Below are 26204 nucleotides of genomic sequence, written 5' to 3'. Positions count from 1 at the left end.
CTCATTCAGCAAAAACGTTTTTCTTTTATCAGAATAAATAATGTTCTATTGAGAAGTTAATCAAAGTGCAAAAAAGCCCTTCCCATTACTCCTATACTCTAAAAATTCTTTGATGAATTATAATAACCATAGGTTCTTTTCTCATTTAATTCTTTTTGTTCTTCAACAAATTCTTGTGGAAGAACTTTTAAGAAAGAGGGATGTTGTTCGATAGCCATTTCAATTTGTTCTACAATTTGATCAATACTATCATTTTCATAATCAATGTGCAAGGGTTCTTTGATTACCATGGACTGCAAGATGCCTTTCTTTTTCAGGTGTAGTCCTTTTTTGTCAAATGAGCGACGAAATCCGTCAATAACAATTGGCACGACAATCGGTTTATAATTCTTGATGATGTGAGCTGTTCCCTTTCGAATAGGCTTGAATGATTTGGTTGTTCCTTGCGGGAAGGTAATCACCCAACCGTCGTCCAACGCTATTTTAATACTTTCTACTTGCCCTTGATCTACTTCTCTTTTCTCATCTATATCTACCCCTTGGCTTCTCCAAGTACGATCTACCTTCACTGCCCCGACATAAGCCATAATACGCGGTAAAATACCCGATTTCATTGTTTCTGCTGCCGCAACATAGTATAGATTCAATTTGGGTTTCCAGATATACATGATATTCTTAATCGAATTATCTCGTCCCTTTAAACTGGCGTTAAACACGTGATACATCGCTACCACATCCGCAAAATAGGTCTGATGATTGGATATAAACAATACATTTTTATCCGGTAAACGGCGTAAAATATCGGAACCTTCGATTTGTAAGTCGTTAAATCCTCTATAACGTTGATGGGTTAAAAATCCAAACGTTCTAATGATCCACTTTTTTAGCCATAAAATATGTCCAAATGGATTCCTCTTAAATAATCCCATACTCCTTCATCCTGATTTAATGAACCACAAATTTAATGCTTTTACTTCTTTTACTAAGTTAAAATTTGCTAATTGCGTTTTACATTTCTGTTTTTAGTGCTTTTTTCAAGGTTTCTTTCAGTTCACTCAACATCATAGCCGTGGCTCCCCAAATGGTATACTCCTTGTAAATAAAAGCAGGTACTTCCGTCCAAGAAGCATAACTCGTTTTCATTTGAACTTCTTGCACCAATTGATCTTGTAGTAAGATATCCAAGGGCAGTTCTATGATATTGGCGACTTCAAAGGCGTCAGGCGTAAAAGAAAGTTCCTTTTTTGAAATACCTAAATACGGTTGTACATAGAAATTACTGGGTGGAACATAAATTTTAGTATAGGGTTGAATGATTTGTATGTCGTGATCTACGATGCCCACTTCTTCTTGTGTTTCTCTCAAAGCCGTATGTTGTAAATCGACATCCTCTTGCTCATACTTCCCCCCTGGAAACCCCACTTGCCCTGAATGAATCCCTTTGTAAGTAGCTCGTTCAATGAGCAGTACATGTGTTTTCAACCCTTTGGGATACAGCAACATCATCACAGCGGATTCTTTGGGATTGCGTTGTACAAAATCTTCTGCATACAAATACGGGATCCTTTCTACGGGGATCATCAATCGATGCGCATCAATACCCACAGGAGTTGCACCTTTAATTTGTTCTATCTTATGCAAAAAAGAATCAAATGTCATAGATTTGCTTTATCAAATTAACATGTACCTAAATTTACGACTTTATCAATTATGTATAGTAAAGAAGATGCTAAAAGAATAAAAAAAGAATTTTGGATTCAATTTGCCACTGAATATCCGAGAAAATGGTTGTTGCACAATACGAAAATCAAAGACGTTTCTTTTAAATTTTATGCAGACAATAAAAAGGCAGCAATACTTCTTGATATTGAACCAAAAGATGAGGAAAAGAGAACCATCTACTATGAGAAAGTCGAATCTCTTAAAACAATTTTACTAGAAGAACATCTCCCAGATGCCATCTTTGAGCGCAATTATTATCTCGAAAACGGCAAGTTAATCAGTCGTATCTGGGTCACTATGGAAGGCGTTTCTATTAACAATCCAAAGACATGGGAGGATATTTATTATTTTTTCAACGAAAAAATGACGGCTTTCGAAATTTTCTTTTACGAATACGAAGATTATATTCGAGATTTAGAAATAAATACTTAACTTTTCCGTTAGAATAATCTAATTTCTTCGAAAAGATTCAATGCTACGATTCATCTACTTTTTAATTTTCGCTTGTCTTATGGTGCAATTCACTTCTGCACAAGTCAGACCTATTCTAAAAGTGGATACCGTAGTTCCAAAATTCGACAGCATTTACTCCAATAAACTACCTTTTCAAGTAGAAAAAGACACGACGCAAATTTTCTCCAATTTAAAAGAGAAGAATAAAGGCAGTAAGGTAGGTCGTTTGTTCAACCGTTTGGTATATAAGAGCAACAAACGCCTTGTAGCCCATGCACCTGAAATCCAAATAAATAGACACTTGGATCAAGGAGAAGGAAAGATTATTCGCAACATCAATATTACCACATTAGATCCTTTTGGTTATTCGGAAAAAGACACGCTCAAAAAACCGACAAAATCATTGGAGATCTGGGGGAATCGCGCGCACTTGAAAACGAAGAAATTCACGATACGCAACTTTTTACTCTTTACAGAAGGCGATGTTTTTGACTCGTTAAAAGTCAAAGAATCGGAGCGTTTGATTCGTACACAACGCTATGTTCGCCGCGTAATGATAACGGCAGTTCCGACCACTTCTCCAGATTCAGTTGATATTGCTATCCGAGAGTTAGACTCGTGGACGATATACCCTAGTGGATCTATTTCTACCTCTTCTATGCGCATTAAATTAACGGATCGAAACTTTGGTGGGTTTGGACATGATGTGACCCTACAATACGTTACGCGTTTTAAGGAAGACAAACAGGGGGCATATTTTAGCTATTCTGTCAATAACATTCAAAATACCTTTATTCGCTCCAATATTTTGTTTAACCAAGACCCGTGGGGCAATTATGTCAAGGGAATATCCCTCAATCGTCCGTTCTATTCTCCTTATGCGAAATGGGCTGGAGGTGCTAGCGCACAACAGCGTTTTAGACGAGATTCACTCCCTGATCAAAACATGAAATACAGCTTGGAATCTATCAAATACAATACGTATGACTATTGGGCGGGCTATTCTATCCCTGTAGCGACTAAGAGTCCTATTATAACGAATTTGCGCACCTCGCTTCGCTTTGTCAAAGAAAACTACCACACGACACCGGGAAAGGAATACGATCCATATGATTACTACCGTGATCAGCGTTTATATTTAGCATCTGTTAGTTTAAGCTCAACGAATTATATTCAAGATCGCTTTATTTTCAACTACGACATCATTGAAGACGTTCAGGTAGGTAAGACACTAGCCTTAACTGGAGGGATGCGCGATAAGTACAACAAGAGACGCGCTTATTTTGGTGCGCGATTTGCCATGGGAGGCTATACTAAATTGGGATATTTTGCTGGTAATATCGAATGGGGGAGCCACTTTCACGGCGGAAAAACAGAACAAGGAGCTTTCCGATTGGAAGGGACCTATTTTACCCGACTTTTTGTATTGGGAAACTGGAGATTCCGACATTTCTTCGTTCCACAGCTAGTCATCGGATCACACCGCTACGACCACATTGGAGATGAATTAAAAATAGAAGGGATCATTCAAGGCATACGAGCCCAAAAGATTACAGGAACAAAGCGACTTTCCCTGGCTTATCAATGGCAATCCTACGCCCCTTATGAGTGGAAAGGATTCCGCTTCAATCCGTATTTTAGCTTTGAAGGTGCCTTTATTGGTGATAGTAGCAACCGCTTACTCGATCCAAAACTGTACTCTCGCTTTAGTTTAGGTCTAGTAGCCAATAACGATTACCTCGTATTTAGTAAAGTAACAGTTTCTTTGGTGTTTTATCCAACGATGCCCGATTCAGGAAATAGTGTGTTCCGCGCCAATTCTGTACAATACAACATGGATTTACCTAACTTCAACTACGACAGACCGCAAACGGTTTCGTATTATTAGAAAGAAGAGAGGGGAGAGAGGAAAGGAGTGAATTTTCAATATTTAGAAATATTTATTCTTTGCCTTTTGTATTTTTGCTTTTTGTGTTTCCGTATATTTTCATTTAAAAATGGCCAATCCTATTTAGGAACGCTCATTCTTTGCCTTTTGTGTTTTTGCTTTTTTGTGTTTCCGTATATTTTCATTTAAAAATGGCCAATCCTATTTAGGAACGCTCATTCTTTGCCTTTTGTGTTTTTGCTTTTTGTGTTTCCGTATATTTTCATTTAAAAATGGCCAATCCTATTTAGGAACGCTCATTCTTTGCCTTTTGTGTTTTTGCTTTTTTGTGTTTCCGTATATTTTCATTTAAAAATGGCCAATCCTATTTAGGAACGCTCATTCTTTGCCTTTTGTGTTTTTGCTTTTTGTGTTACCGTATATTTTCATTTAAAAATGGTTAATCCTATTTAGGGACGTTCATTCTTTGTCTTTTGTGTTTTTGTGTCAATTTCCCATGAGTTTTTCTTTCTCAAACTCAAAGCGTCACAAAACACACAAAACCACCCATTTAGAGGTGGTTTTGTGTATTTATTATCTTATTCTTTTACCTAAAAAATTTACTTCTCTCCCCTTTCTTCTTTCTAATAAGCCAGTTTTGCTTGAAAGCGTTCTAGTTTATTTTCTTCAGCTAAATGGCGAATGATATTTTCTTCCACTGCTGTCCATTCAATATGGCGGCGACTCATCACGATTTGCATGGTTTTGATTGCTTTATCCACATCGTATACATCGTCCAAATCTTTTCCTCCCCAAGTAAAGCTTGGTAAAAACGTCTTTGGAAAACCTCCTCCAAAAATACTACAAGCCACCCCAACTACGGTTCCGGTATTAAACATGGTATTGATTCCACTTTTACTGTGATCGCCCATCATCAATCCACAAAACTGCAAGCCTGTATTTTCAGTGGTATTTGTTTCGTAATTCCACAATTTTACGGGTGCATAATTATTTTTCAAGTTTGAATTATTCGTATCTGCACCGAGGTTACACCATTCGCCCAATACTGAATTTCCCAAGAAACCATCGTGACCTTTATTGGAATAGCCGAAGAGTACTGAATTACTCACTTCCCCACCTACTCGACACTCAGGTCCGATTGTTGTTGCTCCATAAATTTTAGCTCCCATTTTCACTTGAGCCCCTTCACATAAAGCAAAAGGTCCGCGAATAATCGCCCCTTCCATGATTTCCGTATTTCTACCGATGTAAATAGGCCCAGTAGTCGCATTTAAGGTAACAAAATTCAATACGGCACCTTCTTCAATAAACACATGTTCTCGACCAAGTACTTGAACCGTTGAAGGAATAGATTCTGAAATGCGATCTTCTGTCAACAATGCATAATCTTGGCGAATAGCTACGTCATTGTATTGAAAAATATCCCAAGTATGCTCAATCTTGATTAGCGACTCTGAAAAATCTAAAATTTCATACGCATCAAAATCAATTTCCTCTTGTTCTTCTTCCGTAAAGAAAGCCACAATATCATCCTGGTATGCAACGGCTTGATTGGGTTGTAAGGCTTGAATTAGTTCTACCAATTGTTCATTAGGCAAAAAGGCACTGTTAATCATGATATTTTGTGCCGCTTCCACCATCGGATACTTTGCTTCTAAATATTCCTCGGTTACTGTAGTAGTTGTATATCCCAAATATTTCTCCCATTTCTCGCGGATGGTTAAAATTCCTACGCGTATATCAGCTACGGGTCTTGTAAAAGTAAAAGGCAATAAGGCATTTCTTACCTCTCCGTCAAATAAAATATAATTCATAACACTAAATATCGGTTCATAGATTAGTCAAAGTTAATCGAATCTCCCCAAAAAATAGCATTTTTCAAGCAGATATAAACAAAAAAAAACCTTCCAATGACTTGGAAGGTTTTCGTTATCTTGAATAAATTCAGACTATTTGTTGAATTTAGCATATTTGTTTTTGAATTTATCGATACGTCCTGCAGTATCAATAAGTTTAGATTTACCTGTGTAGAAAGGGTGAGATGTACGAGAGATCTCCATTTTGAACACTGGGTATTCTACTCCATCAACCTCAATTGTTTCTTTTGTATCAACTGTTGATTTTGTAATGAATACGTCATCATTTGACATATCTTTAAATGCTACTAATCTGTAATTTTCTGGGTGAATACCTTTTTTCATGATAAATCTGTTTTAAAAATTTGAGCTATTCTCTATTTCGAAGCTTCCTGTTCTCAAGAAAGGTGTAAACGTCAAATAACTTTTGGGTTATACTTATTTATTAAGCATGCAAATTTACAATTTAATTTGAATCTACAACTATTTTTTTGTTTTTTGTTTGTTGTTTTTTTGTTTGTCGATTTTTGAACTCCCAACTTCACAACAAACAACATCTCATCACCTCACCGCTAGTATAAACTTTCTGCTTTAAAGCCTTTTTTCTTGATGATGTTCACTACTTCCTCAGCTGTTACTATATCGTTTTTCACGGTTAAAATTTTATCGTTTACCGAAGTATCTACCGTCCATTGACCTTCTCCTACAGCTTCGTTTAAATCAGCAGTTACTTTTCCGACACAACTTGAACAATTTAAATTGGTCTTGAATTGATTATTGATATGACTCATTTTATATCTTATTTTAATGATTATTACTACAACAAAATTCTCCCTTTTCGTCTTATAATCTGTTATATTATTCTTCCTATCTTTTGTGAAATTTCTCGATTTCTCTCCCTTCATCTGTATTTTAGTCGCGTAAAACTCGAACTCCAAACCAAACGACCTCTCGGTATTTGCTGTTTTAATCTTCCTTTTATTTCACTGTGTTTATTCAAAATTCATTTCGCGTTTGCTTTGGGTTTAGTCAGGTTTTGTTCGATGCTCACTCACTAAAACCCGTATTTTCCAAACAAACACCGAAGTCACTGTATATTAACTGTGTAAAAACTAGCCCTTAACTTCTTATGAGCTCCGACTTCCTTTAATGAAACACACTGTTAATTAAGATAAGATGGGGTGGTGAGACCTCGTTAGGCTATAAAAAAACAGTAGCAAACTAAAGTCTACTACTGTTATATTTTATAATTTAAAATTATCAATCCTGTATCGGTTTTTAAGGACTAATCACTTCTTCCATTTTAAGCGCAAGCTATTACTCACTACACTCACACTACTCAGTGCCATAGCAGCTCCTGCAATCATGGGATTCAACAGAAATCCATTGACAGAATATAAAATACCTGCTGCAATGGGAATTCCAATCAAATTATAGATAAACGCCCAGAATAAGTTTTGCTTGATGGTATTTACCGTTTGTTTGGACAAGCGAATCGCCTGTGGAATCTTTGTTAAATCCGAAGAAATAATGGTCATTTTGGCTACATCCATGGCGATATCACTCCCTTTTCCCATGGCAATACTGACATCAGCTGTTGCTAAAGCCGTACTGTCGTTAATTCCATCTCCCACCATGGCCACTACTTTTCCTTCTTGTTGTAGTTTTTTGACAAAATCCGCTTTATCTTGTGGCAAGACCTCTGCCTTATACTGTTGAATACCCGTTTGTTCCGCAATTGCTTTTGCTGTTGCTTCGTTATCTCCAGTGAGCATATACAACTGAATGCCCATGGCTTGAAGCTCTTGGATTGCCTGAACTGATGTTTGTTTGATTTGATCCGAAATTGCAATCACGGCTAATGCTTGCTTACTATCAGAGAACCACACTACTGTTTTAGACGCTCTTCCCCATTGATCCGCTTGTTGTTGCAATACGGCAGGAATAGTAATTTGATTTTCGTTCAGTAATTTTTTATTTCCGACAAAATATGTTTCTCCCTGATATTCGGCTTTTGCTCCTTTTCCTGTTATGCTCTCAAAAGCTGTAATTTCAGTCTGTTCTTCCGTTTTTAAATAGGTAACTACAGCTTCTGCTAACGGATGTTCGGATTGTTTTTCAATACGGAGTAAAACATCTTTTCTCGTATCCTTGTCATTGAACCATTTCATCCCAGTTACTTGAGGTTTTCCTTCTGTAATGGTTCCCGTTTTATCTAATACAATTGCCGAAATGCCTTTAGCCAATTCTAAGCTCTCTGCATCTTTAATCAAGATTCCATTTTCCGCTCCTTTACCTACTCCAACCATAATTGCTGTAGGCGTTGCTAATCCCAAGGCGCATGGACAAGCAATTACCAAAACCGTTACAGCTGCTAATAACCCTTGAACCACACCGTGTTCACCGCCGAGAATGAACCATAAAACAAAGGTTACTACCGCAATTCCGATAACGATAGGCACGAATATTCCCGCAATTTTATCTACGAGTTTTTGCACGGGTGCTTTACTTCCTTGGGCATCTTGTACCATGCGAATAATCTGTGCTAACATGGTTTCTTTCCCCACTTTTACTGCTTCAAATTGGAAGCTTCCCTTCTGGTTAATCGTTCCTGCAAATACTTTTTCTCCTTCTTTTTTCAATACGGGTACAGGCTCTCCACTCAACATACTTTCATCGACGTATGAATTACCTGAAAGCACCATGCCATCCACAGCAATTTTCTCTCCTGGTTTGACAACCAATACAGCGCCAACCTCTATTTCTTCAATTGGAATTTGTTTTTCTGTTCCATCTGCCTGAACAACCAATACCGTTTTGGGCTGAAGTCCCATTAGTTTCTTAATCGCAGAAGACGTATTTCCCTTCGCTTTTTCTTCTAATAATTTTCCGAGTAAAATAAAGGCAATAATTACCGCTGCGGCTTCAAAATAAACGTGTGCTTCTAATCCACGACGTGCCCAAAAATCTGAAAAAAGCATATTGAATACACTGAAGACATAAGCAATCCCTGTACTCAATGCAACTAGCGTATCCATGTTGGCAGATCGATTTTTCGTTTGCTTCCATGCATTTACAAAGAAATCCTTTCCGAAGTACAACAAAACTGGGGTGGAAAACAACCACATAATCTCATTCCCGTAAGGCATATCCATAAAAAACATTCCAATAACGACGACTGGAATCGAAAGAATAACCGCACCAAATGTTTTCCTTTTTAGTTGTTTGAATTTTTCTGCGTGGATAGCTTCTAATGATTCTTGTTGTTTTGTTTCATCTACAAGTAATAAGTCATATCCAGCACCTTGTACGGCTTTTTGCAGTTGAGTGGCACTAGTCAAGGTAGGTAAATACTCTACGGTTAAATTCCCTGTTGCAAAATTAACCGAAGCACTTACTACTCCTTCTTCAAAACTGACAATACTCTCTGCGCTTCCCGCACAAGAAGCACAGGTCATACCTAAAACAGGAAAGGTTTGCTTAACTGTGGGTACAGCATAGCCCAAATCGCGTACTTTTTTTACCGCTTGCCCTATAGTTTCAGAATCGGCAATTGAAATCGCCACTCGTTCATTGTTGAGTTCAACCCGAGGTGACGCTATGCCTTTAACTTGCGCTAACCCCTTTTCTACAATTAAAGCACAATGTTCACTGTGAACTTGCTCTAGCGGTAGATACACTACTTTATGTTTACTATTCGTTGTCATAATTCTACTGGTATTTGTCTGGTACAAATTTGACAACTATCTACTAGTAAACTGTTATGTAATTTCGGGTTTGATTTGTAACTTTTACTTATACTTCGTCTAGTGGTTTTCTTTTATTTTCGCGTATTTTCTTGAAATGACTAGGTGTTAACCCTGTCACTTTCTTAAACTGATTGCTTAAATATGCCACACTAGAGTAATTAAGTTGATGGGCAATCTCACTTAGTGTCAATTCATCATACACCAATAACTCCTTTATTTTCTCTACTTTTTGAGCAATCAAATACTTCTCTATTGTTTTTCCTTCCACTTCCGAAAACAAATTAGATACATAGTTGTAATCATGTCCCAGCTCTTGACTCAAAAAATCAGATACATTCATTTTTAATGCATTATCTCGATGGTGTACCAGCTCAACAATACTTGTTTTAACACGGGCAATTAGCTGACTTTTTTTATCATCGATTAGATAGAACCCCAAGGCCAACAAAGCTTCATTTAATGCATCTCTTTCTTTAGGACTTGGTTCCTGTTCTACTTCTACTTCCCCTAATTTAATCGCTTTGATTGTCAATCCCAGTTTTTCAACTGTTTGTTGAACCATTAACGTGCAGCGATTACACACCATATTTTTAATAAATAGTACGCTCATACTCTGTTTTTAGCCACAAATTTCACTTTGCTCTTGTTCATGTAAAAATAACAAAATCAATACTCCTAAAAAAAAGGAATTCTATTCATCGCTCTTGGCAAGCAGAGCGGAACAAATCTCCTCTTTTTAAAAAAGCCCTTGGTTTTTCTATCTTTTACCTTTATTCCTTTATCACACAAAACTAAAAGGGTATTTTAGTATATTTGTAACTTACATTTTTTGAAAACACACTGATGAAGAACCCTCTCAACAAAGTAGGCATAATATTCGGAATTGTATTAGCGATTTATTACATTCTATTTAACTGCACCTTATTTTTTACAGATCAAACGCTTTTTGCGAATAAGTTTGTTGGCTTTTTTAATATGGCCATCATTATTATCATTGGCGTACTATGCGTTTTTACGGCAAAAAGAAAAATGGGGGGGTATGTTACGTTTAGAGAAGCTTTTACTCCCTTTTTAGTTATGATTGTCATTGGTGTAACGGTTAATTACCTGATGTACAATATTCTATTCAATTTGGTTGACCCTTCAGCAAAAGAACTAATCAACAAAGTACTATACGATATGTTAGTGGAAACCCTGAACAATTCAGGATTACCGCAAGAACAGATTACAGAACAATTGACAAAAGCAAAAGCAATTAGTCAATTTGAGCCAAAATCACAGCTATTTATGTGGGCAGGTAGTATTTTGAGAAACTCGATCTTAGGGTTATTACTAGCGGCTATTTTCAAGAATAAATCGGAGTTTACCGACACAAATAATGAAGAAGCGCAACAAGCATCAACAGCTACTGATCAAAACAGTTAATCCATGCGTATCAATATATCCATCATCATCCCTTTACTAAATGAGGAAGAATCGCTACCTGAGTTATACACTTGGATAAGCAGGGTCATGCACGAGCACAACTTCACCTATGAAGTTTTGTTTATTGATGACGGTAGTACAGATGATTCATGGAACATCATTGCGAAGTTATCACAACAACATGCGGCTGTAAAAGGAATTAAATTTCAGCGCAATTTTGGTAAATCTCAGGCTTTACATGCGGGTTTTGCACAAGCTGAAGGCGATGTAGTCATCACAATGGATGCTGACTTACAAGACAGTCCGGATGAGATCCCTGGATTGTATCAGATGATTACCCAAGATCAGTACGATATGGTATCTGGATGGAAAAAAAAGCGATACGATTCAGTACTAGCCAAAAATCTTCCTTCCAAATTATTTAATTGGGCTGCGCGCAAAACCTCTGGGGTACATTTACACGATTTTAACTGTGGGTTGAAAGCCTACCGAAAAGAAGTCGTGAAAAGCATTGACGTATCAGGAGAAATGCACCGTTATATTCCTGTATTGGCCAAGAATGAAGGCTTTGATAAAATTGGAGAAAAGGTTGTACAGCATCAAGCGAGAAAATACGGAACAACCAAATTTGGAATGAATCGCTTCATTTATGGTTTTTTGGATTTAATTACCATTTGGTTCTTGTCCAAATTTGGCAAAAGACCCATGCACCTTTTTGGCACCTTAGGGGTCATGACTTTTATGATTGGTTTCTTGGCTGCAGCTGGAATTGGAGCGAATAAATTAATCAAGTTATATCAAAACAAACCAGCGATTTTGGTAACGCAAGATCCATGGTTTTACATCGCATTAGCAACCATGATTATCGGAACACAATTGTTCTTAGCTGGTTTTTTAGGCGAACTTATTTTACAAATGAAATCGAATACGAACCGATATAAAATTGCTACTTACAGTGGTTTAAACGAACGCTAAATTAAAAGGAAATGCACAAAGAAAAAGAAATTTTAGCAAAAGCAGAACAATGGTTACAAGAACCTTTTGATGCTGAAACGCAAGCGATTGTACAACAATTACTTGACCGTGACCCGACTCAATTGCAAGATAGTTTTTACAAAAACTTAGAATTTGGAACAGGGGGAATGCGTGGAATTATGGGTGTAGGTACCAACCGCATCAATAAATATACTTTAGGAAAAAACACCCAGGGATTATCTAATTTCATCAAAAAATCTTTTCCTAATCAAGAATTAAAAGTGGCCATCAATTACGATTGCCGTCACAATAGTAAAGAATTAGCCAAAGTAGTTGCCGATGTTTTCACGGCGAATGGCATTCACGTCTATCTATTTGGGGATATGCGTCCAACACCTGAGTTATCCTTTGCAGTACGCTATTACGGCTGTCAAGCGGGAATCGTTTTAACGGCCTCTCACAACCCACCAGAATACAACGGATACAAAGTATATTGGTCTGATGGAGGGCAAATTGTTCCACCAGAGGACGGAGCCGTGATTGACGAAATCAATCAATTGACGTATGAGCAAGTTAATTTTGCAGGAAATGATGCGTTGATCACGACAGTTGGTGAGGAATTAGACCGTGCCTTTATTGATTCAACTCTTGAAAATGCAAGTTTTAATACGCCACAAGCCGTAAAAGATGGCTTAAAAGTAGCGTATACGTCTCTTCATGGAACATCAATCAAATTGATTCCGAGAACCTTAAAAGAAGCGGGCTATAACAACGTTTATATTGTCAAAGAACAAGAAGAACCCAACGGAGACTTCCCTACGGTTGAATCACCGAATCCAGAAGAACCAGAGGCATTAACCATGGCGATGGCACTAGCGGAAGAAAAAGGAGCTGATATCGTTATTGGTACAGATCCTGATTCGGATCGCATTGGTATTGGAGTTCGCGATTTGGACGGAAAGATGATCTTGTTAAACGGTAACCAATCCATGGTGATGATGACGGCGTTCTTATTGGAGCAATGGAAAGTAAACCGCGGTTTTACAGGGAATGAATTTATTGGTTCTACCATTGTTTCTACTCCAATGATGCTAGATTTAGCCGAGAGTTATGGCGTAGAGTGTAAAGTGGGATTGACGGGATTCAAATGGATTGCTAAATTCATCAAAGAATTCCCTCAACAACAATTCATTGGCGGTGGAGAAGAGAGTTTCGGCTATATGGTGGGCGACAACGTGCGCGACAAGGATGCAGTAGCTTCTGCCCTATTGGTTTGCGAAATTGCAGCCCTAGCCAAAGCAGCGGGTAGCTCTTTCTACCAAGAACTAATGAATCTATACATCGACCATCGTTATTACAAAGAACACTTGATTTCCCTAGTTAAAAAAGGAATTTCTGGCGCAGAAGAAATCAAACAAATGATGGTGGAATTACGCGAAAATCCGTTAACTGAAATCATCGGACAACGCGTAGTATGCGTAGAAGATTACCAAAGTGGTGAAGCAAAAAACCTATTAACTGGAGAAACGGAATCAATTAACATTCCCAAATCAAACGTATTGATTTACTATTTAGAAGATGGAACAAAAATAGCGGCTCGCCCAAGTGGAACAGAACCGAAAATCAAATTCTACTTCAGTGTAAATGAATGGTTAGACCGCTTGAATGACGTTAATGAGGTGGAACAATTCTTGACCGACAAGATTCAATCCATCATCGATGAAATGAAACTGAACTAAACAGCATCAAAGGACTGGTCAAAAACCAGTCTTTTTTTCTTTATTTTTGCCTTTTATATTTTACAAATATGAACGAATATTTCAAAAAAATACTTTATTTCGCTAAGCCGTATAAATCTTACGCTTATCTGAATGTTTTTTTCAATATCCTCTATGCGCTTTTTAGTGCTTTGGGCTTTTTGGCGCTAATTCCCATGTTAACCATTCTCTTTGGCGATGGTAAAAAAGTAACAGAACAACCTGTTTATACAAGCATTGGTCATCTAAAAGAATACATATCAGACTTGATGTCCTTTTACCTTACCCAATATACGGCAGAACATGGAGCACAACACACGTTGATGGTCATGGCTACTGTAGTCATCACAATCTTCTTGTTGAAAAACCTATTCAACTATTGGGCGATGTACTTCATCACCTTTTTGCGCAATGGCGTTTTAAAGGATATTCGCAATGCTATGTACAAAAAATCAGTGGATCTTCCGCTTTCTTTTTTCTCAGAAAAACGCAAAGGAGATGTGATTTCTAGAATGACTTCCGATGTATTGGAAATTCAACACTCCTTTCTATCCATCTTAGAGGTTTTAGTAAGAGAGCCGTTGACTATTGTCTTTACCATCATTGGTATGTTTGCGATTAGTACAGAACTTACGATTTTTGTCTTTGTCTTTGTGCCTATTTCGGGAATTATTATCTCTAAAGTGGGAAAAACATTGAAACGCAGTTCTCAGAAAGCTTCCGAGGAACAAGGATATTTCTTGTCGATTATTGAAGAATCTTTATCTGGATTAAAAGTGATTAAAAGCTTTAATGCGGAGAAGAAATTCAATACAAAGTTTCAAGATTCCACGCAATCGTTCTATGAATTAAACAATACCATTTTAAATCGTCAAAACTTATCCTCTCCTTTGAGTGAGTTTTTGGGGATTGTAACTATTGCGGTTTTATTAGTTTATGGTGGACATTTGGTCTTGGGTGAGGGAACGTTAACGAGTGCTTCTTTTATTGCTTATATCGGAATGGCTTATAACATCTTAACCCCTGCTAAAGCGATGTCTAAAGCATCATACTCCCTAAAACGAGGAAATGCCGCAGCAGAACGCGTATTGGAAATTTTAGAAGAGGAAAATCCAATTGCCAGTTCAGAACATGCCATCCAAAAAGAGCGCTTTGACGATAAAATATCCATTGAACACATTGATTTCAAATACGAAGATGAATTAGTGCTCAAAGACTTTAGCTTGACCATTCCCAAGGGAAAATCAGTCGCTTTAGTGGGGCAATCGGGAAGTGGTAAAAGTACACTGGCCAATTTATTGACTCGTTTTTGGGATATTAATGAAGGAGCCATCAAAATTGACAACGACGATATTCGCGATTTAGATTTACACAGTTTGCGTAATCTCATTGGTTTAGTGACCCAAGATAGCATTTTGTTTAACGATTCGATTAAAGCCAATATGCTAATTGGCAATGACGATGCAACCGATGAGCAAATTATCGAAGCTTTAAAAGTAGCCAATGCGTATGAGTTTGTCAAAGACTTACCTCAAGGTATTCATACCAATATCGGAGATGCAGGAAGCAAATTATCAGGTGGACAAAAACAGCGCTTATCCATTGCGAGAGCCGTATTGAAAAACCCACCGATCATGGTCTTGGATGAAGCTACTTCTGCTTTGGATACCGAAAGCGAAAAACTCGTACAGGACGCTTTGGAAAACATGATGAAAAACAGAACTTCTGTGGTAATTGCACACCGTTTGTCTACCATCCAAAATGCAGACTTAATTGTCGTAATGCAAAAAGGAAGAATCGTAGAACAAGGAACACACGAAGAATTAATGCAAAAAAATGGCACGTATACGAAACTCGTATCCTTGCAATCCTTTGAATAAAGAACCTAAATCAACCCGCTTTTAAATCATTTACGAGCGGGTTTGTTTTTTTATCACTTTTTTAAGTAATAGCCTTTCTACTTTTTGTATATTGTATATTTGCGTCTGAATCTGATTGAACTCATCTTGACTTTTTTGATTGAAGTGAAAATTAGCTATTTTGAGTCTGATTAAAGGCATTTTTAAGTTGCATAGCAGGGCTACGGAATGAAAAAATGGCAAAAAGCAGGCTCAAAAGAGCATTTTTTTTTACCAATCAGAGAAAGTCAAGATGAGTTCATTATAGAGATTCATTCATTTAATAAAGCTATGGAAACAACAAATTCTCCCCAAGTCATTCCTTCTATTTTGGACAATGACTTCTATAAACTCACCATGCAACATGCAGTGGTAAAGCAATTTCCCTACGCCAAAGCATCGTATATTTTCATCAACCGCGGACAGCATAAATATCCGCCAGGATTTGCAAAAGCCTTGCGTGCTGCTGTAGATGAAATGGCCAAACTCAAACTGACCCACCAGGAGAAAATGTTTCTTCAAGTGACTTGCCCCTATTTGGATCCAACCTATTTGGATTTCTTACAAGGCTATCACTTTGACCCTTCCGAAGTAGAGATTATCCAAGAAGGAGAAGATTTGGAAGTATCGATCAAAGGCTATTGGTATCGAACAATTCTTTGGGAGGTACCCCTGATGTCCATCATTTGTGAATTATATTACCAATTGACGGGTTCCCTAAGAGAATCAGACGATATCATTCGCGCTAAGACGAAAGAGAAAATTGAAAATTATAAAAAACTAGGCATTACCATTGCTGAATTTGGCACGAGACGCAGGCATTCGTATGCGGTACATCAAGTGGTAGTGGAAACCTTACAACAATATGGAGGCGGAACCTTCATCGGGACGAGTAATGTGCACTTAGCGATGAAATACGGCACCAAACCCATCGGAACCCATGCCCATGAATGGTTTATGTTCCACGCTGCTAAATACGGCTTTAAAATGGCAAATACCATGGGGTTAGAACATTGGGTTGACACCTATAGGGGAGATTTGGGAATTGCGTTAACGGATACCTACACCAGTAAAGTATTCTTCGAACAATTCGATAAAAAATTCGCTAAGCTTTTTGATGGGGTTCGCCATGACAGTGGAGATGCCATTGAATTTGCCAATCAAACGATTGCTCACTACAAAAAGATGAATATCGATCCGCTTTCGAAAACGATTATCTTTTCGGATGGATTAAACCCCGAAAAAGTAGAGCGCATTGCGACTTATTGTAAAAATCGCATTGGCATGTCGTTTGGTATTGGAACCGACTTCACCAATGATGCAGGCTTACCTGCCTTGAACATTGTGATTAAAATGACACAAGCCTTCCCAGAGGGTGGTCCCTGGACGGATGTGGTCAAGCTATCAGATGAGCCCAAAAAACATACGGGAACTCCTGAAATGATTGATTTGGCACAGCGTTTATTGGATATTCCAACAACCTAACAACATTACTTCACTTTGAACGTGAATATTTTGAATCAAAATTTAATATATTAGACATAAAAGTCTATTTTTGCAAAAAATTTAATTTTAGAACAAATGGCAACGAACAGAACTTTTACAATGATTAAACCTGACGCAGTAGAAGCAGGTCACATCGGTGGAATCCTTAACATGATTACAGAAGCAGGATTTAAAATTGTTTCAATGAAGTTAACTCAATTAACAGTTAGAGACGCACAAAAATTCTACGAAGTACACGCTGAGAGACCTTTCTATGGTGAATTAGTTGAATTCATGTCAAGAGGTCCAATCGTAGCAGCTATTTTAGAAAAAGATAACGCTGTTGAAGATTTCAGAAAATTAATCGGAGCTACTAACCCTGCTGATGCAGCTGAAGGAACAATCCGTAAAAAATACGCTAAATCAATCGGAGAGAACGCAGTTCACGGATCTGATAGCGACGAGAATGCAGCTATTGAAGGTGCATTCCACTTTGCTGGTAGAGAGCAATTCTAATTTATTTAGAATTTAAAAATACTAAAACCACGAGCCTTGCTCGTGGTTTTTTTTATGTATTTACTTGATAATTGTAATACGATTATCGCGATGCGATCGATCCCAAACAAGCACATCATTTTCTGCCGTATTTACAAAATGACTTGTTTTCTCCTCCGTAATCAGAATGGGAAATCCATTGTCATCCATAGCAAAGAATTGAATCTCATCCATTTTCCATGCTCCTGCTATCAAAGGGTTTAGTGATTAGGAGAAACTTCAATTTTAATTAATAAAAAAATAACGATGTCTTTTCTTATCCTATTTAAAATACAAATTACTCTTCCTCTAGGGGCAATCTGAAAATATACATAACCAAACAAAAAACAGTATTAGCTACTAAAACCAAAATACTTTAACATTAAAATTTTCCATACAACAAACCGAATCCGTATATTAGACTCATTTACAACCCATTAATAATCTAGTGATGACAAGATATGATGCATGTTAAGCTTACCTTGTAAAGAACTCCAATCGGCGCGTTTTCATCTACCCTAACCCATTGAGGTAGTTTTGCTGTTCTAATTGAAGGTGATGCGATACATTCCTATTTAGTTTCTCGTTCAACCAAACCGTTCAATTATGAAAACCGTACACCTCAAACTCCTCTTTCCCCGAAATTGGTATCACGCCCGAAAACTCAAAATTTATGCTGATGGCAAAAAACTGACTTGGATTATGCATAATCAAACAATTGAGATTCAAATTCCCGAAGATATCAAATCATTACAATGGAAACTTGATTACTTTAAGAATACTATTGCTCTTCCTTATAATGAAAAGTCTATCTACATTCTTTTATTTATGAATGTTGGAAATGGAATACTACAATTGTATTTAAAAACACTCAAACGAAAATGTATCCAAGGTAAAATTGTTTCTCAAGAAGAATTTGAAAACAGTACGAGTACTACCATTTATCAAAATAATCAAGAATGGCTTCCTATCGCTCGATTAGACAAATCCATTCTTTTCATCGGGCTTCTAATAGGCATTATCAGCTTAGTGTACGCCGTCTTCATGCAAACCGAATGGAGAGATGTTGTATTTTTATTAGGAGGTGGAACAATACTATCCTTTTTGATTCTTATTTTCGAAAAAGACAGGGTCGTTCTGGGCGAATATAAAAATCGAATGTGGGCTTCGATTGGTTGCTTTATCCTAACTATCTTTCTGATTCCCACTCCTGATTTTGCTATCCAAATGCTATTAATAATCCTAACAATAAGTTTTACCCTTCGCTTTATTCTTCAAATTCAAAAACTAGATGCTAAATAATGGACTACTTCAATTATACTAAAAGCCCCAGTACATGAAATGTTGGATTGGGGCAATCTAAAAATACACATAACCAAACAAAAAACAGTATTAGCTACTAAAACCAAAATACTTTAACATTAAAATTTTCCATACAACAAACCGAATCCGTATATTAGACTCATTTACAACCCATTAATAATCTAGTGATGACAAGATATGATGCATGTTAAGCTTACCTTGTAAAGAACTCCAAACGGCGCGTTTTCATCTACCCTAACCCATTGAGGTAGTTTTGCTGTTCTAATTGAAGGTGATGCGATACATTCCTATTTAGTTTCTCGTTCAACCAAACCGTTCAATTATGAAAACCGTACACCTCAAACTCCTCTTTCCAAAAAACTGGAATCGAACCAAACAGTTAGAAATTTATTACCAGCAAGAACTCGTTGCTTCTGTCAGTCCGAATACGTCCATCCTGATTCAACTCCCTCAAGAAGCGACCTCCATTCATTGGAAACTCAGTCATTTTAAAAATTCCATTGCCCTTTCAGATGATCCGATAACCTACTTACTTTTATTTATGGATGTGGGGGAAGGATTTGTGCAATCCTACATAAAAACGTGGCAATCCAACTGCATTCAAGGCAAACTGGTATCTCAAGAAGAATTTGAAAAAAGTACGAACGCGACTATTTACCAAAATAAACAAACCTGGTTGCCCATAGCCAAACTCGACAAGCCCATTCTCTATATTGGTCTTTTGATTGGAATTATCAGTTTACTTTATGCTATTTACGCTCAAACGGCTTGGAGTGCTCTATTGTTTCTATTGGGTGGTGGATCCATCGTTTCCTTACTTATCTTGATCTTTGAAAAAAACAACATTCCCATGGGAGACTACAAAGGGAGAATGTGGGCTTCAATAGCTTGTTTTATTTTAATCATTCTCATGATTCCGCGAAACGACTATCCCATTCAAATCCTATTAACGGTACTAACCCTAGGTTTTACCTTGCGTTTTTTATATCACATCAGAAAACTACATGTCCAATAACAAGTATACGAAACCACACTAAAAAGCCCTACTAAAATGCAAGCATTAGCAGGGCTTTTCTCTTATTCGTTTTATGCGCTCTTTTTATCCTCTTGTCTATTAAAACAAACTCAAATCCAATTGGTTGACAAAATCATACAACATATGATAGCCTACAACGGAGTTTCCATGTTGATCTAAAGCAGGATTGAAAACACCAATTCCCATTTTATTGGGTACACTTACAGCAATTCCTCCTCCAACACCTGATTTACTTGGTAAACCCACCGTTCTCGCGTATTCACCACTGAAGTCATACATACCTGCAATAAGCATTTGCGCTTGAATTAAACGAGCTAAATCTTTATTTCTAAATCGCTTATCTCCATCAAAACGCGTGCATTCATTTGCGAAAAAATAACCGATTTTAGCCAAATCTGTTGCGGTTACCTCAATGGAGCATTGTTTGAAATAATTATCTAATTTATTTTCTTCTCCCTCAATTAAACCGTTATTTTTTAATAGATAGAAAATACCTCTATTGCGGTGTCCCGTTTCTTTTTCGGATAGATATACTGTTTCATTGATATCGATCGTTTCGTTTTTGGTGATGTAGCGAATCATATTCAAAATCTTTTGATAAGCTTCATCCTCTTCTCCTTCAATAAAAGCGGTCGTTAAGATGGCTCCGGCATTCATCATCGGATTAAGTGGTTTACCTGCTGTTTCCAGATTGGCATAATGATTAAATGCTTTTTCTGTACCATAGTAACCTATACGCTCATACAAGGCCTGTTCTCCCTTTTCTTGTACGGCGATCATCAAGGCAATGACCTTTGAAATACTCTGAATGGTAAACGTTGCCTTTACATCCCCTACACTGATGATTTCCCCATTGGATTTTACCACAGCGAAAGCCACGGCTTGCGGGTTTGCTTTTCCCAATTCAGGAATATAGTCTGCGACCTTTCCGGCTTTGTAATGCGCTTGATTCTTATCGACTATTTTTTGCATGAGATCCACTGTAATTTGCTGATCTAATTTCGTTTGCTTTTGCTGTGCTACACTTTGATTCACCTGACCGATTCCTACCAACATAACCAATAGTACTATTTGTTGTAATTTTAATATTTTCATCTTTCTTAACGGGGTTTATTAGTTTATATTTTTACTTCTAATAACCTTGCCTGATTCTGTTTCAATAAATTGATTCACAAATTGAACTTCTTTTGGCTTTTCGTATTTTGTCAATCCTTCGAAAATATCCGCTTCCAAAGCATAGGGCTGACTTTCAATGACTAATACCACAATCGTACCAAAATAATCATGGGGTTTACCCCCTATAAAAAAGCGCGCTTTTATTTTATCGGCTAATTTTTCTTCAATTTGTTCCGGAAACAACTTTACTCCTCCGCTGTTGATTACATGGTCAAAACGCCCTAACCATTCAAACGTTCTGTCATCAATCCATTGGACCAAATCATTCGTCACAATAGGATTCGGATTTACTGCGGGTGCATTTATAACCAAACAACCGCGTTCATCCGTTTGTATCTGTGCGTGAGGCAATACTTCAAAATAAGGTAGGCCTATTTTCTTCGCTGCAATATGAGTAATGGTTTCCGTCATGCCATAGGTTTCATACACACGCGTTTTTATATTCATCAATTTTTGTGCTAAAACGGGGGATACTTTAGCTCCGCCAATGATGAGTGTATCAATCTGATTCAGTTCCTCCAGGCTATTTTCTACTTGCATGGGTACCATGGCAACAAAATTATAGTGGGTAGCTGTATTAGCTAAGGGACGTGCAGTAGGTTGGACTACATCGAGTTCCCATCCAAACAAAAGGGCTCGAATAAACATCAGTTTTCCACCAACAAATTGAGTAGACATACACAACAAAGCTTTGCTTCCTGGTTTCATATCAAAGAAAGTAACTGTGGCTTCAGCTGAAGCACACATAGCTGCTTTGTTTAGTTGAATTTCTTTCGGCGGACCAGTAGTTCCGGATGTTCGTTGTAGGATATATTCCTTGTCATCCAACCAATCGTGGATTAACTGCCCTAAATCGCGAAGGTAATCCTCTGGTGCTTGCTGCATCCGAAGAGCTTCATTCGCAAGAGAATCCATACTCTGTATCACCCCATTCAATTTGAATTGAGGGTGAATATACGTATTGTGCATAAATTAAAACTTCAAAAAATTAAGCGAGTCGACCGAACAAGCGATTTTTCCAATCCTTCCATTGGTATTTTTTAGCAAAAATCAGCAGCAGTATTGGATAAAAAACAAATACTTGCCAAATAAATTCCCAAACAGATACTTGTGCTTGTTCTGCAATATTTAAAAATAGGGAATTTGTTTGAAATACCGTCCAACTAGATGTAACTAATAAAGCACCTATCAAATTATTGGCCGCGTGAAATCCCAAAGCTAGTTCCAACCCATCATCCATCAAGGTTACAATACCCAGAAAAAAACCAGTTCCAATATAGTAAACCATAATTCCACTACCTAGGGTTTCTACTTCGGGATTAGCCAGATGTAACAATCCAAAAATAACAGAGGTAACAAGTAATGCAATTCCTCTATTTTTCGTTGCTAATCCTACACCTTGCATTAGATAACCTCTAAAAAAATACTCTTCAAAACTGGTTTGAATCGGAATAAAAATAAGGGCTATAAAAAAGAATCCTAGAAAAGCGGGTGCATTAAAATTAAAAACAAAGTTTGTTGGATTCAACAAATAACTGATTGCAAAGCTCACTAGAATTAAAATGGCCTGGCATGCAAAAGCAAACCCAAAGCGCTTACCATCGATTTTTGCTCTTGATGTAGTTAAACGCACCAAAGATTGTTTGTGAACAAATAGCACCCACAAGGCTAATAACAACAAAAAAATAGCAAAAGGAATGATTAATTGAAAAAATGCTATGTTTTTTCCTAAAATCTCAATTTGAGAATTAATTGTTTCTTTGGTTGATATTGAAGAAAATTTTATAACTAACCAATTTATAAACATAATCATCAAATAAAAGCAAGTAAACGGAACATAATACAGAATTTGTCTCTTACTTACTTGAGATTGTAGTTGATCGATGTATTTCATTTTTCAAAAAAATTGCTATATTTGAGAACAAACCCTAACACTTATGATTACAATTTATCACAATCCTCGTTGCAGCAAATCCAGAGAAAGTATTGCATTTATGGAACAACAAGGTGTAGCCTACAAAATTATAAAATATTTGGATGCAAACCTCAGTTATGACGACATTAAAGCGTTGTTACAGAAATTAAACTTCTCTCCTATTGAATTGGTACGTGTCAAAGATGTTTTTTGGCAAGAAAACTTTGCTAATAAGTCCCTTTCGGATGAAGATATTATCCAAGCGATGGTAACACATCCTCAAATTATGGAACGACCAGTTGTTGTCAACGGTTCCAAAGCAATTGTTGCACGACCTACTGAAAAAATTTACCAAATCTTATAATTAACTTTATTTTAACAAATAAGTTATTAAACCAATCCTTCAAATTATAGTCTAAGTTTAAGAGAAATAAACTAAACGACTATAAATGAAAAAACAAACGCCTTCATCAGTTCTTCTGCTGTTGTTCGTATTTTTAACGGCACTAACAACAGCAGCTCAGAACCGCGCTCAAAGTACTGTAACGGGTACTATCATTGAAGCCGCGACTAACACCCCCCTTGAATACGCGAGTATTTATGCTCAAAACGAAAGCAACCCTAACCTTGTTTCTGGAGCGATGACTGATGAAAAAGGTCATTTTTCTTTTGATATTCCCGATGGAAACTACTATATTAAAATTGACTTTCTAGGTTTTAAAACACTGGAGCTAAAAAACATTAGCGTACAGGGTAACACCAATATCGGTGTACACAAAGTACAAGATGATACGCAAATGTTAGAGGAGGTTACTGTTATAGCAGAACGCTCTACAGTGGATATTAAACTCGACAAAAAAATATACAACGTCGGACAGGATATGATTGTCAAAGGAGGAACTGCCGCAGATGTATTAGATAATGTACCTTCTGTTGTAGTAGATAGCGAAGGAACCATTAGCCTGAGAGGAAATGAAAACGTCAAGGTATTGATTGATGGCAAACCAACGGGATTGGCGAATAACATTCAAGAGGCCATGCGTATCTTACCTGCAGAATCAATTGACCGCGTTGAAGTAATTACCAATCCATCGGCTCGTTATGAGGCTGAAGGTGGTGCGGGTATCATTAATATTATATTGCGAAAAGGAAAAGCTTTAGGTATAAATGGAAGTGTAACTGGAACCATTGGAGATCCTCGCAACTACGAATTGAATACGATGTTCAATTTTAGAAGTGAAAAGTTCAACTTTTTCACTTCTTTGGGGTATAGAGACTCTAAGTCAGAAGGTTATAACTTAAACGACAACCGCTACCTAGATCCTGCAACAGGTGAACCAACACAACGCATCTACGAGTACAAAGACAACAACAGAGAAAGACAAGGCTACAATGGTACTTTTGGTTTAGAATGGTATTTAACGCCTTCTATTACTTGGACCAATACCGTGACAGCTCGTCGCAATACAAGCTATAATCCAAATCGCGTAAGCTACGACTACTTCGATGCTTCTAACAATTTTTTATACAATCGCTATAGAAATGAGGAAAAAAACGGCACGAGAAACAATGTAGATTACACGACTACTTTTGAGAAGAAATTTAATAAAGAAGGCCATATCTTGACGATTGAAGGGTCAATTGCTCAAGACAAAGACAACGAAAATGCGGGAATTGACGATATCAACGAGCATTTAAATCAAACTTCTTTTGAACGTACCTTCAATAAAGAAAGAGAAAAAAGCGGTCTAGCGAAATTAGATTATACCTTGCCTATTGGTGAACATGGAAATTTTGAAGCGGGTTATTTGGGAACATTCAAATCGACAAATACGGCTTTTAATCTTCAACGTTTGAACAACGACAGCTGGCACGTGGATAATCGTTTATCCAATACGTTAGAATACAAAGAAAACATTCATGCGCTTTATGCTCAATATGGAGATCGCATTACTTCTCAGTTGAGTTTTATGGTTGGTTTACGTTGGGAGGATTCCAACATCGATGTAAATCAAATGGACACTAAAAGTTACAACAACAAAAAATACAACGATTTCTTTCCTAGTGCTTTTTTAAACTACGAATGGAATGAGAGTACAAGCACTAGTATCAGCTATAGTAGACGTGTAAATAGACCCCGCGGTTTTTTCTTAAATCCGTTCTCTAACTACACGAGTGACATCAACTTTTTTCAGGGAAATCCAGATTTAAATCCCGCAAAAACGGATGCGGTTGATTTAGGGTTTATGAAGCGTTGGACTGGCTTTACGTTGAATGCATCGGCTTACTACAACAAAACGGATGATACCTTCCAGTTTGTGCGCAGAATTGCTGGAGAAACAGCAGATGGAACGCCAATTTCAATTAGTTCGCCTATTAACTTAGCAACAGAACACCGCTATGGGGTAGATATTACGTTAAACTATTCTCCATTTAAATGGTGGAGATTGAATGGTAACTTTAACTTTTACAGAACAGAGACTAGAGGAGATTATACGTTTACTCATTTAGATGGCACGTTAGAGACACAGAATTTTGACAAAGATACTTATGCTTGGTTTACGCGTATTTCCTCTAAAATCACCTTGCCTTATAAGATTGATTGGCAGCTAAACGGAATGTACCGCGCACCATACAATACGGCACAAGGAAAAGTATTAGGAAACGTATCTGGAAACGTAGCCTTGAGTAAAGATGTTTTAAAAGATAAAGGAACGATTACATTTAATATCAGCGATATCTTTAATTCGAGAAAAAGAGAACAAGATTTAGTATTGCCTCAGTCAATTTCACACAGTGAAATGCAATGGAGAGGAAGACAGATTAATCTTTCGTTTACGTATCGATTTAATCAAACAAAGAAATTAGAACGTAAAAACATGACTCCTGGTGGCCCAGAAGGCGGTGGTGATATGGAAGGCATGGAAATGTTATAACAAAAAAAAGCTGAGCTAACGCTCAGCTTTTTTTTGTTATAAATTTGTGAAGGTGAGGTTGTTTTTAGGCAGATTT

General features: G+C 37.2%; 23 protein-coding genes. 12 read left to right on the top strand and 11 right to left on the bottom strand.

What is annotated here, in order from left to right:
* Positions 1–98: 98 nt before the first annotated feature.
* Entirely contained in the window at positions 99–929 is an 831-nt protein-coding gene (locus FBR08_RS11240; RefSeq protein WP_158962795.1) for a lysophospholipid acyltransferase family protein, read from the bottom strand.
* A 79-nt stretch (positions 930–1008) separates the two neighbouring features.
* A complete protein-coding gene (locus FBR08_RS11235) occupies positions 1009–1659 on the bottom strand; it encodes an NUDIX hydrolase (protein WP_158962794.1) in 651 nt (216 codons plus the stop codon).
* A gap of 51 nt (positions 1660–1710) precedes the next feature.
* Here FBR08_RS11235 and FBR08_RS11230 point away from each other — a divergent pair, with 51 nt between their 5' ends.
* A complete protein-coding gene (locus tag FBR08_RS11230; protein ID WP_158962793.1) occupies positions 1711–2154 on the top strand; it encodes a DUF4268 domain-containing protein in 444 nt (147 codons plus the stop codon).
* A gap of 40 nt (positions 2155–2194) precedes the next feature.
* Positions 2195–4063, top strand: coding sequence for a BamA/TamA family outer membrane protein (locus FBR08_RS11225; protein WP_158962792.1), 1869 nt, complete (start codon positions 2195–2197; stop codon positions 4061–4063).
* A 623-nt stretch (positions 4064–4686) separates the two neighbouring features.
* On the opposite strand, the gene FBR08_RS11220 is transcribed toward FBR08_RS11225, so the two are convergent.
* The 5 genes from FBR08_RS11220 to FBR08_RS11200 form a co-directional block, all read right to left on the bottom strand.
* Positions 4687–5877 (bottom strand): GlmU family protein, encoded by a 1191-nt coding sequence (locus FBR08_RS11220; protein ID WP_158962791.1) that lies wholly within the window; start codon positions 5875–5877, stop codon positions 4687–4689.
* Positions 5878–6012: 135 nt separating this feature from the next.
* A complete protein-coding gene (locus FBR08_RS11215) occupies positions 6013–6264 on the bottom strand; it encodes a type B 50S ribosomal protein L31 (RefSeq protein WP_158962790.1) in 252 nt (83 codons plus the stop codon).
* Between the two features lie 227 nt (positions 6265–6491).
* Positions 6492–6710, bottom strand: a complete 219-nt coding sequence (locus FBR08_RS11210) for a heavy-metal-associated domain-containing protein (RefSeq protein ID WP_158962789.1) — start codon at positions 6708–6710, stop codon at positions 6492–6494.
* Between the two features lie 498 nt (positions 6711–7208).
* Positions 7209–9626, bottom strand: a complete 2418-nt coding sequence (locus tag FBR08_RS11205) for a heavy metal translocating P-type ATPase (RefSeq protein WP_158962788.1) — start codon at positions 9624–9626, stop codon at positions 7209–7211.
* Between the two features lie 88 nt (positions 9627–9714).
* The gene (locus FBR08_RS11200) at positions 9715–10278 is read right to left on the bottom strand and encodes a helix-turn-helix domain-containing protein (RefSeq protein WP_158962787.1); all 564 of its coding nucleotides are present in this window, start codon (positions 10276–10278) and stop codon (positions 9715–9717) included.
* A 233-nt stretch (positions 10279–10511) separates the two neighbouring features.
* On the opposite strand from FBR08_RS11200, the gene FBR08_RS11195 reads away from it, so the two are divergent.
* The 6 genes from FBR08_RS11195 (at position 10512) to FBR08_RS11170 (ending at position 17724) form a co-directional block, all read left to right on the top strand.
* Entirely contained in the window at positions 10512–11093 is a 582-nt protein-coding gene (locus tag FBR08_RS11195; RefSeq protein ID WP_158962786.1) for a DUF4199 domain-containing protein, read from the top strand.
* A 9-nt stretch (positions 11094–11102) separates the two neighbouring features.
* Complete coding sequence (locus FBR08_RS11190; RefSeq protein WP_199268669.1) at positions 11103–12068, top strand: glycosyltransferase family 2 protein; 966 nt, start codon at positions 11103–11105, stop codon at positions 12066–12068.
* Positions 12069–12079: 11 nt separating this feature from the next.
* On the top strand, positions 12080–13807 hold the full coding sequence (locus FBR08_RS11185; RefSeq protein WP_158962784.1) for a phospho-sugar mutase: 1728 nt from the start codon (positions 12080–12082) through the stop codon (positions 13805–13807).
* Between the two features lie 68 nt (positions 13808–13875).
* Positions 13876–15705, top strand: a complete 1830-nt coding sequence (locus tag FBR08_RS11180) for an ABC transporter ATP-binding protein (RefSeq protein ID WP_158962783.1) — start codon at positions 13876–13878, stop codon at positions 15703–15705.
* Between the two features lie 309 nt (positions 15706–16014).
* Positions 16015–17208, top strand: a complete 1194-nt coding sequence (pncB, locus tag FBR08_RS11175; protein ID WP_158964262.1) for a nicotinate phosphoribosyltransferase — start codon at positions 16015–16017, stop codon at positions 17206–17208.
* A gap of 96 nt (positions 17209–17304) precedes the next feature.
* On the top strand, positions 17305–17724 hold the full coding sequence (locus FBR08_RS11170) for a nucleoside-diphosphate kinase (protein WP_158962782.1): 420 nt from the start codon (positions 17305–17307) through the stop codon (positions 17722–17724).
* A 60-nt stretch (positions 17725–17784) separates the two neighbouring features.
* Here the strand turns inward: FBR08_RS11170 and FBR08_RS11165 are convergent, their stop codons facing one another.
* Positions 17785–17958, bottom strand: coding sequence for a hypothetical protein (locus tag FBR08_RS11165; protein WP_158962781.1), 174 nt, complete (start codon positions 17956–17958; stop codon positions 17785–17787).
* 390 nt (positions 17959–18348) lie between these two features.
* On the opposite strand from FBR08_RS11165, the gene FBR08_RS11160 reads away from it, so the two are divergent.
* Both FBR08_RS11160 and FBR08_RS11155 read left to right on the top strand, forming a co-directional pair.
* Entirely contained in the window at positions 18349–19044 is a 696-nt protein-coding gene (locus FBR08_RS11160) for a hypothetical protein (RefSeq protein ID WP_158962780.1), read from the top strand.
* A gap of 343 nt (positions 19045–19387) precedes the next feature.
* Positions 19388–20080: a UbiA prenyltransferase family protein gene (locus tag FBR08_RS11155; RefSeq protein WP_158962779.1), complete on the top strand. Its 693-nt coding sequence runs from the start codon at positions 19388–19390 to the stop codon at positions 20078–20080.
* Between the two features lie 99 nt (positions 20081–20179).
* Here FBR08_RS11155 and glsA read toward each other — a convergent pair whose 3' ends face one another.
* The 3 genes from glsA to FBR08_RS11140 are packed head-to-tail and all read right to left on the bottom strand — an operon-like array spanning position 20180 to position 23171.
* Positions 20180–21196, bottom strand: coding sequence for a glutaminase A (gene glsA, locus FBR08_RS11150; protein ID WP_158962778.1), 1017 nt, complete (start codon positions 21194–21196; stop codon positions 20180–20182).
* A gap of 18 nt (positions 21197–21214) precedes the next feature.
* Positions 21215–22246 carry an AMP-binding protein gene (locus FBR08_RS11145; protein ID WP_158962777.1) on the bottom strand — a complete coding sequence of 344 codons (1032 nt, stop codon included), beginning with the start codon at positions 22244–22246 and terminating at the stop codon, positions 21215–21217.
* Between the two features lie 19 nt (positions 22247–22265).
* A complete protein-coding gene (locus FBR08_RS11140) occupies positions 22266–23171 on the bottom strand; it encodes a CPBP family intramembrane glutamic endopeptidase (protein WP_158962776.1) in 906 nt (301 codons plus the stop codon).
* Positions 23172–23214: 43 nt separating this feature from the next.
* Between FBR08_RS11140 and arsC the strand changes: the two genes are divergently transcribed.
* Positions 23215–23556, top strand: coding sequence for an arsenate reductase (glutaredoxin) (arsC, locus tag FBR08_RS11135; RefSeq protein WP_158962775.1), 342 nt, complete (start codon positions 23215–23217; stop codon positions 23554–23556).
* Between the two features lie 85 nt (positions 23557–23641).
* Positions 23642–26128 (top strand): outer membrane beta-barrel family protein, encoded by a 2487-nt coding sequence (locus tag FBR08_RS11130; protein WP_158962774.1) that lies wholly within the window; start codon positions 23642–23644, stop codon positions 26126–26128.
* Positions 26129–26204: the final 76 nt, after the last annotated feature.

The sequence above is a fragment of the Myroides fluvii genome (genome assembly GCF_009792295.1).
GTDB lineage: Bacteria > Bacteroidota > Bacteroidia > Flavobacteriales > Flavobacteriaceae > Flavobacterium > Flavobacterium fluvii_A.
Note: the sequence above shows the minus strand (reverse complement) of the source record. Positions and strands in the feature narration are given on the sequence as shown.